The organism is Paraburkholderia bannensis (assembly GCF_014200455.1).
Taxonomy (GTDB): Bacteria; Pseudomonadota; Gammaproteobacteria; order Burkholderiales; family Burkholderiaceae; genus Paraburkholderia; species Paraburkholderia bannensis_A.
This window is the reverse complement of the sequence record NZ_JACHBW010000009.1, coordinates 280952-295223: the sequence shown is the minus strand read 5'-3', so window position 1 is coordinate 295223 and position 14272 is coordinate 280952. Positions and strand designations below refer to the sequence as shown.

The window sequence follows — 14272 nt, the reverse complement described above, 5'->3', positions numbered from 1 at the left end:
GAGATGCTTGAGCTAATCCAACGACTGCGGGACAGCCTTGGTCAAGGCATCCGGCAATCGCGGCGCGTGCGCACCTGGTGACAGGATTGAATCGCTGTCGGCCGCTCTCCCCTGACTTTCGTCCGCGCCCATTTGCGCAGCGACATCCACATCGCGGCTGCATTGAGTCAGATGGGTTTCGTCTCTGGATGACGCAAATGCATAAGGCATGGGTCGGTAACCGGGCATGAGGGGTCACCCGGTCGTCTGACTTGATCGCCAGATAGCGGACCGATGAGCTCACAATCCGAAACACTAAGTCCTGATCCGCCAGACCTCGGGAAACGCCGCAAAACTCGTCCTTTACGCGACGGACAACCCGCTATTCCCGAAGAAGAGATCGCGCCACATCGATAAAGGCACGTAACTTTGGCGCAAGGGCCGCTCGGCGGGGGAAATACAGGAAGAGCCCCTGCTCCTCGATGGAGGCTTCTGGAAGAATCCACCGTAAGCGTTCGTCTCGTAGGTCTGCGCGTACCAAGGGCTCGAAGATATAACCGATGCCAACACCTGCGAGCGCAAGGTCGCGAGCAAAGCTGGCGTCCGTGATGACCGATGTTCCTCCAACCCGAGCCGAGATTTTGCGCTCGCCGTCGCGTAAATCCCATTCGTAAAGCGCACCCGACCCGAGTAAGCGAAACCCCACGCAATTATGGTTGGCAAGCTCGTCAACGCTCTGCGGCGTGCCACGAGATGCCAGGTAGTCGGGCGTCGCGACCATGATTGCCTTGAAAGGCGGGGTAAGACGACTGCTCACCATGTCCTGCTGAATCGAATCGCCGAGGCGGATGCCCGCGTCAAAACCCTGCTCAATGATGTCGACGAATGCGTCGTTGGTGTGCACCTCTACCGTCAGGCGAGGATGAATCCACGCCAATTTTGCCAGGATCGGTGCGAGCACCAACAGGACTGCGACGCGCGGCGCGTTGATACGCAACAGACCCGTGACCTCACCGCGTTGAGCGGTAAGGCTCTCAACGGCCTTGTCGATGTCGTCCAGTGCGGGGCCAATGCTGGCGAGAAACCGCGCGCCCGCTTCGGTCAGCGCGACGCTCCTGGTGGTCCGGGCGAAAAGTGGCTCGCCGAGTCGGTCCTCCACAACACGCACGGCATGACTGACTGCGGACGGGCTCATGTTCAATGCAGCAGCGGCAGCCGCAAAGCCGCCGCACTTGTCGACGCAGACGACGATTGGAAGGTGGGCTAAGAGATCTCTCATTCATGCACCATTTCGCATAATTTATGCGAAAGACACGGGATTATCAATCTCGGCAGGTGGATGCAAGATGCTCTCACGGCGGCGATGCCTCCGCTTCCCGGAAATCCTCAACTTCAGGAGCACTGCAATGACAACCCCCACCTGGTTCATCACTGGCGCGTCTTCCGGCTTCGGCATGGCCTTTGCCCGATACGCCCTTTCGCGCGGCTACAACGTGGTCGCAACCGCCCGTACTCCGGCCAAGCTGGAACAGATCCGACAAATTGCCCCGGATCGCGTGCTCATTGAAAAGCTGGACGTGACGGTATCAGGTGATGCCGACAAGGCGGCTGCCGCCGCCATCTCACGCTTTGGCGCGATCGACGTCCTCTTCAACAACGCCGGCTACGGGATTGTTGGGGCGCTGGAGGAAACCCCGGAAGGTGAATTGCGGAGCCAGATGGAGACCAATTTCTTTGGCGCCGTTGCCGTCACCAAAGCGGTGCTCCCGGAAATGCGCAAGCAGCGCTCCGGGGCAATCGTCAACATTTCGAGCCTTGGCGGCCAGCTTTCATTTGGCGGCTTCAGCGCGTACTCGGCCTCGAAGTTTGCGCTCGAAGGGATGTCGGAAGCGCTCGCCCAGGAGGTCGCGCCGTTCGGTATCAAGGTGCTCATCGTCGAACCCGGCGCCTTCCGCACCGGATTCGCGGCCGATGCCCTCAAACACATGCCCGTCATGGATGCCTATCGGGACATCGTGGGAGGCACTCGCGCCTTCGCTCAAGGCATGCACGGAACCCAGCAGGGTGACCCGGCCAAGGCTGCCGAAGCAATCGAAAGCGCGCTAAACGCAGAGACGACCCCGCTGCGACTACCACTTGGTGCTGATTCCGTTGAGGCCGTTCGGGCACACGCAGAACAGCTCCTCAAGGACCTCAAGACCTGGGAGCGTGTAGCGCTGGATACACGCATCTATCCGGAGGTGGCGTAAACGAATGACTGAGAGTTGAACCTGACGAGGTCACCTATGAATCGCGGTTTACCAGACGAATGCGCATTGGTGGCCACGTCGATTAACCAGGAGGGGTTTAAGGCCATGCACGAAGTGCTGTTCAAGACCTGGGGGAAGACGTGAAAAGCGCAGTCACGGAAACAAACCGCATCGCCCTGGTGACCGGGGCGAGCCGCGGCTTGGGGCTGGAAACCGCCCGACAACTACTTGCCCAGGGCGACACCGTCTACATCGGGGTGCGCACCGTTTCGCAAGAATTGACCAAACTGGTCAAACTGCATGGCGCCCGCGCCAGATGCCGAATAATCGATGTCACGAAATCCGCCGACGTCGAGCGCGCTCTTGATGAGATTAGCCGAGAGCACGGCAAACTGGATGTTCTCGTCAACAACGCCGCAATCCACTATGACACCTGGCAAACGGCGTCCCGTTCTGACATGAACGCCGTCGAGGAGGCCTTTGCGACGAACCTTCTCGGTGCGTGGCGTACGAGCTTAGCCTTTGCCCCGTTGCTTGAGCAGGCGCGCCCTGGGGTCATCGTGAACGTTTCGAGCCGCGCCGGCGCACTCAACCGTATTGACGCGAGCGCCCCTGCGTACGGCGTGACCAAAGCGGCATTAAACGCGCTCACCATTTCGCTGGCCAAAGACTTCGCCGACCGCCATGTTCTAGTGAACGCAGTGTGTCCAGGGTGGGTTGCAACGGACATGGGTGGCCATGGCGGTCGTCCTGTCAGTAAAGGCGCGGCCGGGATCGTGTGGGCGGCGAATCTCGCTGCAGATGGCCCAAGTGGCGGGTTCTTCAGAGACGGGGAGCCCATCTCCTGGCTGGACGGTTGAAATGCTTTTTCTCGCATCAGGATCTTTGGAGAACGTAACCGTTGTGTGACGGTGACCCAAGCCATGCGCCCGCGGGCCTTTGCATTCCCCCAAAGGTGTCAGTCATGACAGGCTGCAACGGGTCGCTCTCAGCCGGTCGCTCTACTTCGACGCTGCCTCATCTCATGTGAAACGCATGAGACAGCACTCGGCCAATATGAGACATCCGGCGGGAGCGCGTGAATTGGTTGACAACCGCAACCTCGACGCATCACGCATCGGTCCATGACCGCCTTTCGTTCGCTCGTGCTACGATTCGCGATGCCTGTCTGACAAACGAAAACGGGCATTGACCAACCTGTAGCGAACTGCAACAGAGCCCACTCGAACAATGTACGCAGCTGCCTGGCCTCCCTCGAAAACGCACTGAAAGCCTGTGCCGATGCCGTGATTGCATCCGCCTTGGCCTTCGTCCCGGACCTGTTGTCAATAACAGTCCGGGGATGTTGCTCGAATCGACTTATCGCGTCCAGATTCGTGCAATTGCATTTTCATGAGACCACAACATGCGTATTTTCAATACGATGGCGGCTCACGCCATCCCGCTCGTTCCCCGTTCGCTGATCCGGAAGATTTCGCGGCGCTATATCGCTGGCGAAACGCTTTCCCATGCCCGCGCGCGCATCCACGCGCTCCATGCAGCAGGCTTCCGAACGACCGTCGATGTGTTGGGCGAGACAGCGTCGACGTCAGCTCAGGCAGAGTCGATGACTCGCGATTATCTCGATCTCGTTCAAGCGCTTGGCGTGCAAAACGAGGCCGCCGAGCTGTCGATCAAACTGACCGCGCTGGGGTTGCATCTCGACGAAGACGCATGTATGGCGCGCGTCACGTTGATTCTACAAGCGGCGGCAACGCACGGAATCAGCGCGTGCATCGACATGGAGGACATCAGTTGCACCCAGAAAACGCTCGACGCGTTCTTGAAGCTCGAAGCCGACGCATATCCAATCGGAATCGCACTGCAAGCGTATTTGACGCGTACAAACGATGACATCGTTCCGCTAACGGCTCGCAAGAGCCGCATACGCATTTGCAAGGGAATTTATGCCGAGGCAAATGAACATCTCGTCGCCGGTGCATCGATGGATCGGACAGCGATCAACGCGCACTTTTTTCGGCACGTTACGAGCGCGATTCAGGCGGGATCATTCGTGGGCATTGCAACCCACGATAAACAATTGATCGATTCGCTAACCAACTGGCTGCAACGCGAGCAGGTCGATAGCTCGCGATTTGAGTTCCAGATGTTGCTGGGGGTGTGCGAACCGCTGCGTGACGCTTTGCTTGCGCAAGGATTTCACGTGCGCGTCTATGTGCCATATGGTCATGACTGGTATGGCTACAGCACCCGGCGAATCAAGGAGAACCCACGAGTTGCCGGATATATCCTGTCGGCGATGATACGTCGCGATCGGACTTGCTAGCCGTTACAGCACGCACTGTGGATCGGGACCGACCAGATGGGTGGTCCCGGTTCGAACGGCAGCTTCCAAGAGGGCCGACTGACCGCTCCGGCTCGGTTATGGCGGTCGCATGTCATGCGGAACGGAGGCGAGCAGACGTGCTTGGTCGTATAACGCAGTGCAGCCAAAATGCCCCACTCCCGTAGTCGTCAAACCAGCCATTCCAGTGACCGGTTCCCCTCGGAACTCCGCCGGTCGTCATTCCAGGTGAAGCGTGGCCTCCTTCAGTAGGTGTGTTCCGCAATCACGCTGGCCACCGTCTCCAAAGAGCGCTTGAGTGTGACGAGATCGACCGAGCCGATTGCCAGGCGAATGGCATGAGGCACGTTTGACGATGTCGAAAACGGCTGCGCGGTCGTCACGGAAATCCGCTCGCGCATCAGCGCCATCGCAATCGCATCGGCGCGAACCTCCTGCTCGAATGGAATCCAGATGAAGTACGAAGCCGGATGCGCGACTCGCTTCACCGAGCCCAAAACATCTCCGGCAAGGCGCTGACGGTTTTTGGCGTCGTGCCGCTTCTCTTTTTCGAGCCGGTTTGCGGTGCCGTCCTCCATCCAGGCGCAGGCGATCGCGGTCATCGTCGCCGGTGTGTTCCAGGTCGTCGCCCGGATCACCCGTTCAAGCTCCGGAATCCATTCGGCTGGCGCGTGAAGAAAGCCGATGCGCAATCCCGTCGCAACGCTCTTGGACAAACTCGACACATAGACCGTCAATTCGGGCGCGAGCGCGGACAATGGCTGCGGCGCGTCATCCGCGAGGAACGCGTAAGCAGCATCCTCGATCAAGATCAGCCCATGCCGTCGCGCGATGGCGACAAGCTCACGGCGCCGCGTCGCGCTCATCACCCAGCCGAGCGGATTGTGCAAAGTCGGCATCGTGTAGACGGCGCGCACCTTCCTTCGCTTGCACAAGGCCGCCAGCGCATCCAGATCGGGGCCGCTGCCCGCGGCCGGAATCGGCACGAGTTCCAGCCGGCCGACCTCGGCGGCCAGCTTGAATCCCGGGTATGTCAACGCGTCGACGGCTACCACGTCGCCGGGTTCGAACAGGGCGAGCGCGGTCGTCGTCAGTCCATGCTGTGCGCCGCTGACGAACAGCGTATTTTCGGCGCACGCCTCGCGCAGCCCCCGATGCGCGAGTTGCCGCGCCGCCGTCGCCCGCTCGTGTTCCCGGCCGCCATGGGGCTGGTAGCGCAGCAACGACTCCAGATCGCCACCTGCCGCAAGCTGACGTAGCGCCGTCCTCAGCAACTCGCTCTGATCAGGCGAAGACGGATAGTTGAAACTCAGGTCCACTGTATCCGCGCTCCACGCATGGAGATCGACGCCCTGGCCCCGTGGCAGCGCCTCCTTGACGAACGTGCCACGACCGGCTTCGCCGCTGACCAGCCCCATCGCCTGCAACTCCGCATAGACGCGCGTTGCCGTGACCAGCGCCAGCCCTTCCCGCGCAGCCAGATCGCGATGGGTCGGCAAACGCATGCCGGGACGCAGGCGGCCTGCGCGGATATCGGCGGCGAGGCGATCGACCAGTTGCTTGTAGCGCGCTTCGGGCATCGTTCAATGTATCCATGACAATAATTTGATTGTATTGCTTCTCGTCCCTACCATGGCTCGACACGTCATCCTCAACCGTACGAGCGCGCCATGCACATCGCCATCCTGACCTTCGACGGCTTCAACGAACTCGATTCGCTGATTGCGTTCAATTTACTCAACCGCGTTCGCCAGCCCGGCTGGCGCGTTTCAATTGCGAGTCCGCAGCAAAGCGTGCGTTCGATGAATGGCGTGCTGCTGGAAGCGCAAGCATCGCTAATGGAGGCTTGCGAAGCCGATGCCGTGCTGGTCGGCAGCGGAATACGGACGCGCGACGTGGTTGCCGATCCCGCATTGATGTCGCAATTAAGGCTCGATCCGTCGCGCCAATTATTAGGTGCGCAATGCTCCGGCGCGTTGATACTCGCGAAGCTGGGCTTGCTGCACGGCGTTCCGGCCTGCACGGACGCGATCACAAGACCATGGGTCGAAGAAGCAGGCGTTGCCGTTGTCAATCAGCCGTTCGTAGCCACTGGAAACGTCGCGACGGCGGGAGGATGCCTGGCCTCGCATTATCTCGCCGCCTGGATGATCGCGCGCCTGGCAGGCGTTGAGGTCGCGCGCGGTGTGATTCAACACATCGCGCCCGTTGGTGAGAAAGAAGTTTACGTGGCGCGTGCGATCGAGAATATTTCGCTGTACCTCTGAGCAACAACTACCGCGCTTTGAAATGCACTGTCAACAGCGCATTGTTCATTCACAGTTTACGCCCCGTCAATTATCACTGGGATTGTCAATTGGGCTGGTATTAACAACAATTGGATCCTGCTGGACGTGTATCGCTACTCGTGCCATACACGCCCTACCGCTGTAATCAGTTGCAATCAGCAAGGTTTCGCGCCGTATCGGTTCTTCCTGGTTGGTTGATAAACGAGCATTGCCATCCTGATTTATTCAGGAACCCTATTTACACACCTGGAAGGAATATTATGGCCGATCTACCCCGCCCTCTCCTCACATCACGCCGCCGCTTTGTCGGCGTAACGGCCGCGACAATCGCTGCGACCTCGCTGAGCAAGCTCGCTTTTGCGCAATCAACACAGCCACCCTCGGATATCACCAGTAGCAGCGGCGGAAATAGCGACGCACTTCGAAAACTGCACGTACACGCGTCCGATTCGCAACTTGCCGATCTGCGTCGGCGCATCGACGCGACACGTTGGCCGGAGCGGGAAACGGTCACGGACGCGTCGCAGGGCGTGCAGCTCGCGACGATGCAAAGGCTCGCGCGCTATTGGGCGACGCACTACGACTGGCGCAAGGTAGAGGCCCGGCTGAACGCGTTGCCGCAATTCGTAACCGAAATCGACGGCCTCGACATTCACTTCATCCACGTTCGCTCGAAGCATGCGAATGCCCTGCCGGCCATCGTCACGCATGGCTGGCCCGGCTCGATCATCGAGCAACTGAAGATCATCGCTCCGCTCACCAATCCCACCGCATACGGCGGCGCAGCCTCCGAGGCGTTCGATGTCGTGATTCCCTCACTGCCCGGTTACGGCTTTTCAGGCAAGCCGACGACGACCGGCTGGGATCCGCAGCGCATCGCGCGCGCATGGGTCGTGCTGATGGAACGGCTCGGCTATACGCGCTACGTTGCGCAGGGCGGCGACTGGGGTAATGCCGTCACCGAACAGATGGCGTTACTCAAGCCGCCAGGCTTGCTCGGGATTCACACCAATATGCCCGCGACCGTGCCCGAGGCCATTGCCCAGGCGCTCAAGTACGGCCAGCCCGCGCCTGGCGGCCTTTCCGAAGACGAGCGGCACGCGTTCGAGCAACTGGATTTTTTCTATAAGCATGGCCTGGGCTACGCACAGGAAATGGCGGGCAGGCCGCAAACGCTGTATGGCATCGAGGATTCGCCAATCGGCCTTGCCGCGTGGATGCTCGATCACGATGCGGCCAGCCAGGCGCTGATCGCGCGCGTATTCGCAGGGCAACCGGAAGGCCTGTCGCGCGATGACGTGCTCGACAACGTGACGCTTTATTGGCTGACCAGAACGGGCATTTCGTCGGCGCGCCTGTACTGGGAAAACAAGCTGAACTTCTTCGAGCCCAAACATGTGACGCTTCCTGTTGCAGTCAGCGTCTTTCCGGACGAGTTGTATGCGGCGCCTGAATCCTGGGCCCAGCAGGCGTATCCGGATCTGATTCATTACAACCGTCTGCCGAAGGGTGGACACTTCGCGGCCTGGGAGCAGCCGCAAGCGTTCACGAACGAGCTTCGTGCGAGTTTCGCGTCGCTACGCTAATGCTCACGCTGCCGCCGCCTGCCGGGAGACACGACGGCAGCATGTCCGTGAAATGCTTCGATACATGCTATTTGTCCGAGCAATGCGCATCCGCTTTCACGCCGATATCGGCACGGTGTGAATTCCATTACATTCTGTATGGATGGCCCCAATCAGAAAAGACTTCGCGCGATCATGGACCTGAACCTTATCGGCATTTTCGTCGAGATTGTCGAATCGCAGAGCCTCAGCGCCGCGGCGCGCAAGCTGGGCATGACGCGCGCCAATATCAGCCAGCGGCTAAAACAGCTTGAACGCGAGACGGGCGCCCAATTGCTGCGCCGTTCGACGCGCAGCCTGGAACTCACCCAGGCAGGCCACACGTTATACGATTGCGGCCAGCGCATGCTGGACGATCTCAGCACTGCGCGCGCGTCCATCGAAAGTCTCGGGCTGACGCTAACAGGCCGTATTCGCATCAGCGTGCCGACTGGCTGCGGAAGAATGTTTATCGGCCGGATCCTGATTGGATTCGCGCGGGCGCATCCGGGCATTACGCTCCACGTCACGTTCAAGAACCGCATCGACGATCTGATCGCGGAGGAAGTCGACGTTGCGCTAAGCGTTCCGCACTCGCCGCCGCTGGACTGCGTCGCGCGCAACATCTGCACGATCAACTGGCATCTGTACGCGTCGAGCGCCTATGTCGAAACACACGGGCCGATCAATATCCCCGCCGATCTCAATGGGCACGCTCTGCTCGCCGCGCCGCATCCGGAGCGCCGGGTCACGATGACGCTCGTCCATCTGCAAAACGAGGACGAAGCGCATCCCATTACCTTGCGCCCAGCGCTGCAGTCGACGGACTATCCATTTCTTGCGGAAGCGGCGTGCGACGGACTGGGTATAGGGCTGTTGCCCGCGTACATCTCGCAGGCCCCCGCGAACCGCACGCTGCTGCGTATCCTGCCGCAATACCGCGTAACGGGCCAGCAAGACGTGCTGTATATCGTCACGCTACCCAATCGCTATCCATCGCCCGCCACCCAGGCACTCATCGACTATTTGCGCGCCCAGATCGTCTCACTCTCACAAACGTGGACTTGATCGGGTACGCGAGGTCAAATGAATGTGGCCACCAGTTGAAGTATCGGAACATATTCCTTATGCGAGTCTTGACATTGAAGATGGTCAATCCATCCTCGCGCCGGGTCGGCAACTGGATTGACCCTCGCTTCTCTCTCAAGCTGACCGAACCGCTTCCACGGCGGTGACGCTATTGTCCGGAAGCCGCCACGGGTGCCTGCGCGACGTCAGACGCACCTGTGGCGACAGACGCGGAAGGGGCTGGAGCCGGGGCAACAATGGCCTGGGCCGTCAGATTCTGGATCTCCCGAGAGCAGTCATCCGACGGCACGACATGTGCTCGCGTCAATAGCGTTTGAAGTCCGTTGATCTTGCGCTGATCTTCAAGCAACACGGATTGGCATTGAGCCTGCACCTGCTCCAACCCCTGGCGATCCAGAATCGATTGGAGGTGCTGGGCCATCTGCCCGCGGTCTTCCACTTTAGGCACCTGGAGACCGAGAACGCGTAAGCTCTCCAGAACCGCCGGTTGACAAGCGCCCGTGTAGTTCAACACCTGATCGCAGACTTGCGGCAGGACCCACGTGGGAGCGACCTGGGTCTGTGTGGACCACGGTTCTTGCACGGTCTGCGCCCGTTGAACATGCTCGACCTCGCCGTGGTGCACCGCGTGTTTGCGAAGCCGCACTCGATGAAAATATCTGTGCCCTCGCTGGTGGGCCATCGTCACTCGCGTGTGTTTCGCGTGTTCCTCATGCTCAGTGCGCTCCTCGTGCTTCGCGTGCTCGAAGTGCCGTGAGTGCTCGGGCTTTCGATGTTCGTACGACCGCGCCATGACCATCGGATGACGGGGCTGCTGGACGTGGTGCGCCACAACGTTATGGGCTCCAGCGCCGGAATTGACCTTGGTCTGCGTGATCGCATAGGCGACCTGAGCCACCAACGAGCACCCCATGACCACCACTGCCGCGCTAATTCCCGTTCTTTTCCTGCCGTAGTCCACTCCCCATCCTCTCATTCCTTGGGCACAGCTATGTGTTAACGGCACCATAGGGGCAGCCTTTAATCGCTTGCCCCGTTGAATACCTCGAAGCTGGCATGACCAGGCAACCCTCTCTCTGCATAATCAAGCGAGGCAAGAACGCGCTAAAGCGCCCGAGCTTCTCGTTTCAACGGAAAAAAGAGAAAGGAGCTTGCGCAATGCAACGCTCCTGGCATGGGTGGCAATCTGATTGAGTCGTGGAGAAGCCGTAGCCGGCTAACAAGGCACCGTTGTGCTTCATCCATTTTGCGCGTGCCCGGCTTGAAGAATCAGCCTGCTGCCTTTACCTGAAAGCCAAAAATTGCAATACGGTTTGCAATTCGCGAGGCATCCAGCAGGAACTACGTGCCAATTTTTTCGAAGAAACCCCAAAAAACTACACCGTCTTCAATTCCCTGCCGCCACGCGCCGACTTCCGTTCAGAGCGAGTTCGAGAGTTCGTTTCGAACGATTTCCGCGCCTGCACTCAAGGCTTCCAGCTTACCTTTCGCGATTGCACGAGACAGCGGAGCCATGCCGCAGTTGGTGCACGGATAGAGCTTGTCGGCATCGACAAACTGAAGTGCTTTTCGCAGGGTATTGGCGACTTCCTCGGGCGTTTCAATGGTATTGCTGGCCACGTCAATGGCCCCCACCATCACCTTCTTGCCGCGAATGAGCTCGATGAGTTCCATCGGCACGTGAGAGTTGTGGCATTCCAGCGAGACCATGCCGATGCTGGACTTTTGCAGCTTCGGGAACGCCTCCTCATACTGCCGCCACTCCGACCCCAGCGTCTTCTTCCAGTCCGTATTGGCCTGGATGCCGTAGCCATAGCAAATATGGACAGCCGTTTCGCACTTAAGCCCTTCGATGGCTCTTTCCAGCGTGGCAACGCCCCACTCGTTCACCTCATCGAAGAACACATTGAATGCGGGTTCATCGAACTGGATGATATCGACCCCGGCGGCTTCCAGCTCCCTCGCCTCCTGATTCAGAATCCCGGCGAATTCCCACGCCAGCTTTTCACGACTCTTGTAGTGATCGTCATAGAGCGTATCGATCATCGTCATCGGGCCGGGCAGCGCCCATTTAATGGGCTGCCTGGTTTGCTGACGCAGGAACTTCGCATCTTCGACAAAGACCGGTTTCTGGCGAGCAACAGCACCCACCACCGTCGGTACGCTTGCATCGTAGCGATCGCGAATCCTGACGGTCTTGCGGTTCTCGAAATCGACGCCGTCCAGGTGCTCGATAAACGTGGTCACAAAATGCTGACGCGTCTGTTCGCCATCGCTGACAATATCAATGCCTGCGTGTTGTTGTTCTTGCAGCGACAAACGCAAAGCGTCTTGTTTGCCTTCGGCCAGGCCCTCATCCTGCAATTTCCACGGCGACCAGAGTTTCTCGGGTTCCGCGAGCCAGGAGGGTTTGGGCAAGCTGCCGGCAGTCGAGGTGGGAAGCAATTTTTTCACAATAGATGACCTTGCGTTTTGTGTAGTTAGAGAGCACAGTCAGCGGACCACTGCTCAAGAACGGCCTGGTATGGTTTGATAAATTTCTCCTCGGCAAACCTTCCCTGCTCGATAGCCAGCCGGCTACGCTCTTCGCGATCGTAAACAATGCGGGTTAGCGAAAAATCCTGGTTCTTCAGGCTAGGCCGATAGGATTTTCCTGCTGCCGAATTCGCGTTGTAGATCTCAGGCCGGTAAATCTTCTGGAAGGTATCCATCGTGCTGATGGTGCTGATCAGTTCAAGATTGGTGTAATCGCCGAGTAAATCGCCGACAAAATAAAAAGCCAAAGGCGCCACGCTATTCGGCGGCATGAAATAGCGAACCTTCAAGCCCATCTTCCGGAAATATTCATCGGTCAGAGAATACTCGTCCTGCAGATATTCGCCACCCAGTACTGGATGCTGATTCTCAGTCCGATGATAGGTCTTGCTGCTCGATACGCTCAGGCATATTACGGGCGGTTTGGCAAAGTGTTCTTTGTAAGCGCTTGAATTCACGAAGCTCTTGAACAGCTTTCCATGCAGATCCCCAAAATTATCGGGAGTGCTGAAGCCCGGCTGATCCTTATTGTGCTCCAGCAATACCACGCTAAAATCATAATCCCGCACGTATGAGGAGAAATTATTCCCCGCAATGCCTTCAATGCGCTCATTGCTTTTCCGATCGACAATATTTGTTTTCAATATCTCGATCAAAGGGAGAGCATTATCACTATTTTCGCCATCAATATGCATCTCGACGGAAATTATTTCAAGATTGACGGCATAGCGATCACCTGCTGGATTATCCCAATGCGCAAGCGCATTGAAACGATTATTTATCATCCTGAAGGTATTGCGCAGATTTTCCTGGCGACTCGCGCCTCTAGCCAGATTCGCGAAATTGGTGGTAATACGCGTATTATCCGCCGGATGATAATCTTCATCGAAGCGGATGCTTTTGATAGCGAATGTGAAATCTTTACTCATGGGGATCTGGCAACCTGATCTCTGAATTGAAGCTTGAGGTTATTTCTTAAGTTTCCAGAAGTTTAGGGCACGCCGATCATGAATAAAAATGAATTGATTTCATGCAACCATTAGCCGTGTTCATGGCGCGCTGCTCTCGTTGATCTGCCACATGGCCTTCCAGCGAGGGAGACCCGGCGAACGGGTCATGACCGCAAAACCAGCCGGAGAAGCGATCTCAGGGCTTATCTTCGATGAAGAAAACTGGCATTATTTCATCCGTCCATTAGTTTTCTTCATTCTTCCCCGGTTTATCCATTTTCATGCTCGAACGCGTTCATCTCGTCATCGTTCGCGAAGTGGCCCGCCAGGGCTCACTCACCGCTGCAGCGGAGTCGCTTTTCCTCACGCAATCGGCGTTGAGCCATACGGTCAAGAAGATCGAGCAGCAGCTTGGCACCGCGATCTGGCACCGCGAGGGGCGCAGCCTGCGCCCGACGCAGGCCGGCCAGTACTTGCTGTCACTCGCCGAGCGGCTTCTGCCCCAGTTCGAACTCGCCGAGGAGCGCATGAAACAGTACGCGGCAGGCGAGCGCGGCACGCTGCGCATCGGCATGGAATGCGCGCCGTGCTATCAGTGGCTGCTCAAGGTTGTTTCGCCGTATCTGACGCGATTTCCCGACGTGGACGTCGACGTAAAGCAGCGCTTCCAGTTTGGCGGGATCGGCGCGCTGATCGGTTACGACATCGACGTGCTGGTGACACCCGATCCCCTCAACCGCCCCGGGCTGCGTTTCGAGCCGGTGTTCGACTATGAGCAGGTGCTGGTGGTCGCGGAAAATCATCGGCTGGCAGGCGAGCGCTATGTGAAACCCGAACAGCTGATCGACGAAACGCTCATTACCTATCCCGTGGAAACCGACCGGCTCGACATCTACAACCAGTTTCTGCGCCCCGCCGGCATCATTCCGCGGCGGCACAAAACGATCGAGACGACGGACATCATGCTGCAGATGGTCGCGAGCCTCCGTGGCGTGGCGGCGCTGCCCAAATGGCTCGCGGAGGAATACGCGGACCGCATGCCGCTCGCCATCGTCAAGCTCGGCAAGCAGGGGATCGCCAAGCAGATTTTCCTCGGCACGCGCGAGGATGATGCCGTGGTGGATTATCTGAATTCATTCGTCGAGTTCGCGCGTGAACCGAACTGGCAAGTGCCGCGCGTGAAAGGCTGATCGCCGCGCTGCAACTCAATCGACAGCCGCAGGGATTGGGCCCA

Annotated in this window: 12 protein-coding genes; 7 read left to right on the top strand and 5 right to left on the bottom strand. The window is 58.5% G+C overall.

Translation table 11 applies throughout. The annotated features are described in order from the left end of the window. Window positions 1–361: 361 nt before the first annotated feature. Window positions 362–1258, bottom strand: coding sequence for a LysR family transcriptional regulator (locus F4827_RS17260; protein WP_183725257.1), 897 nt, complete (start codon window positions 1256–1258; stop codon window positions 362–364). Window positions 1259–1385: 127 nt separating this feature from the next. Here F4827_RS17260 and F4827_RS17255 point away from each other — a divergent pair, with 127 nt between their 5' ends. From F4827_RS17255 to F4827_RS17245, 3 genes are all read left to right on the top strand, one after another. Continuing rightward, window positions 1386–2228, top strand: coding sequence for an oxidoreductase (locus F4827_RS17255; RefSeq protein WP_183725255.1), 843 nt, complete (start codon window positions 1386–1388; stop codon window positions 2226–2228). Between the two features lie 140 nt (window positions 2229–2368). Then, window positions 2369–3088, top strand: a complete 720-nt coding sequence (locus F4827_RS17250) for an SDR family NAD(P)-dependent oxidoreductase (protein ID WP_183725253.1) — start codon at window positions 2369–2371, stop codon at window positions 3086–3088. Window positions 3089–3633: 545 nt separating this feature from the next. Beyond that, window positions 3634–4554, top strand: a complete 921-nt coding sequence (locus F4827_RS17245; RefSeq protein ID WP_183725251.1) for a proline dehydrogenase family protein — start codon at window positions 3634–3636, stop codon at window positions 4552–4554. A gap of 263 nt (window positions 4555–4817) precedes the next feature. Here F4827_RS17245 and F4827_RS17240 read toward each other — a convergent pair whose 3' ends face one another. After that, window positions 4818–6152 (bottom strand): PLP-dependent aminotransferase family protein, encoded by a 1335-nt coding sequence (locus tag F4827_RS17240; RefSeq protein ID WP_183725249.1) that lies wholly within the window; start codon window positions 6150–6152, stop codon window positions 4818–4820. Window positions 6153–6242: 90 nt separating this feature from the next. Between F4827_RS17240 and F4827_RS17235 the strand changes: the two genes are divergently transcribed. The 3 genes from F4827_RS17235 to F4827_RS17225 all read left to right on the top strand — a co-directional run bounded on the left by F4827_RS17235 (window position 6243) and on the right by F4827_RS17225 (window position 9532). Continuing rightward, the gene (locus F4827_RS17235) at window positions 6243–6839 is read left to right on the top strand and encodes a DJ-1/PfpI family protein (protein ID WP_183725247.1); all 597 of its coding nucleotides are present in this window, start codon (window positions 6243–6245) and stop codon (window positions 6837–6839) included. Window positions 6840–7120: 281 nt separating this feature from the next. Further along, window positions 7121–8446 (top strand): epoxide hydrolase family protein, encoded by a 1326-nt coding sequence (locus F4827_RS17230; protein WP_183725244.1) that lies wholly within the window; start codon window positions 7121–7123, stop codon window positions 8444–8446. 174 nt (window positions 8447–8620) lie between these two features. Then, entirely contained in the window at window positions 8621–9532 is a 912-nt protein-coding gene (locus F4827_RS17225) for a LysR family transcriptional regulator (protein WP_183725242.1), read from the top strand. 169 nt (window positions 9533–9701) lie between these two features. Here F4827_RS17225 and F4827_RS17220 read toward each other — a convergent pair whose 3' ends face one another. The 3 genes from F4827_RS17220 to F4827_RS17210 all read right to left on the bottom strand — a co-directional run bounded on the left by F4827_RS17220 (window position 9702) and on the right by F4827_RS17210 (window position 13017). Beyond that, the gene (locus tag F4827_RS17220; protein WP_183725240.1) at window positions 9702–10514 is read right to left on the bottom strand and encodes a hypothetical protein; all 813 of its coding nucleotides are present in this window, start codon (window positions 10512–10514) and stop codon (window positions 9702–9704) included. Window positions 10515–10972: 458 nt separating this feature from the next. After that, a complete protein-coding gene (locus F4827_RS17215) occupies window positions 10973–12007 on the bottom strand; it encodes a methionine synthase (protein WP_183725238.1) in 1035 nt (344 codons plus the stop codon). A gap of 26 nt (window positions 12008–12033) precedes the next feature. Next, the gene (locus tag F4827_RS17210) at window positions 12034–13017 is read right to left on the bottom strand and encodes a DUF1852 domain-containing protein (protein WP_183725236.1); all 984 of its coding nucleotides are present in this window, start codon (window positions 13015–13017) and stop codon (window positions 12034–12036) included. Window positions 13018–13319: 302 nt separating this feature from the next. On the opposite strand from F4827_RS17210, the gene F4827_RS17205 reads away from it, so the two are divergent. Continuing rightward, complete coding sequence (locus tag F4827_RS17205; protein ID WP_183725233.1) at window positions 13320–14228, top strand: LysR family transcriptional regulator; 909 nt, start codon at window positions 13320–13322, stop codon at window positions 14226–14228. Window positions 14229–14272: the final 44 nt, after the last annotated feature.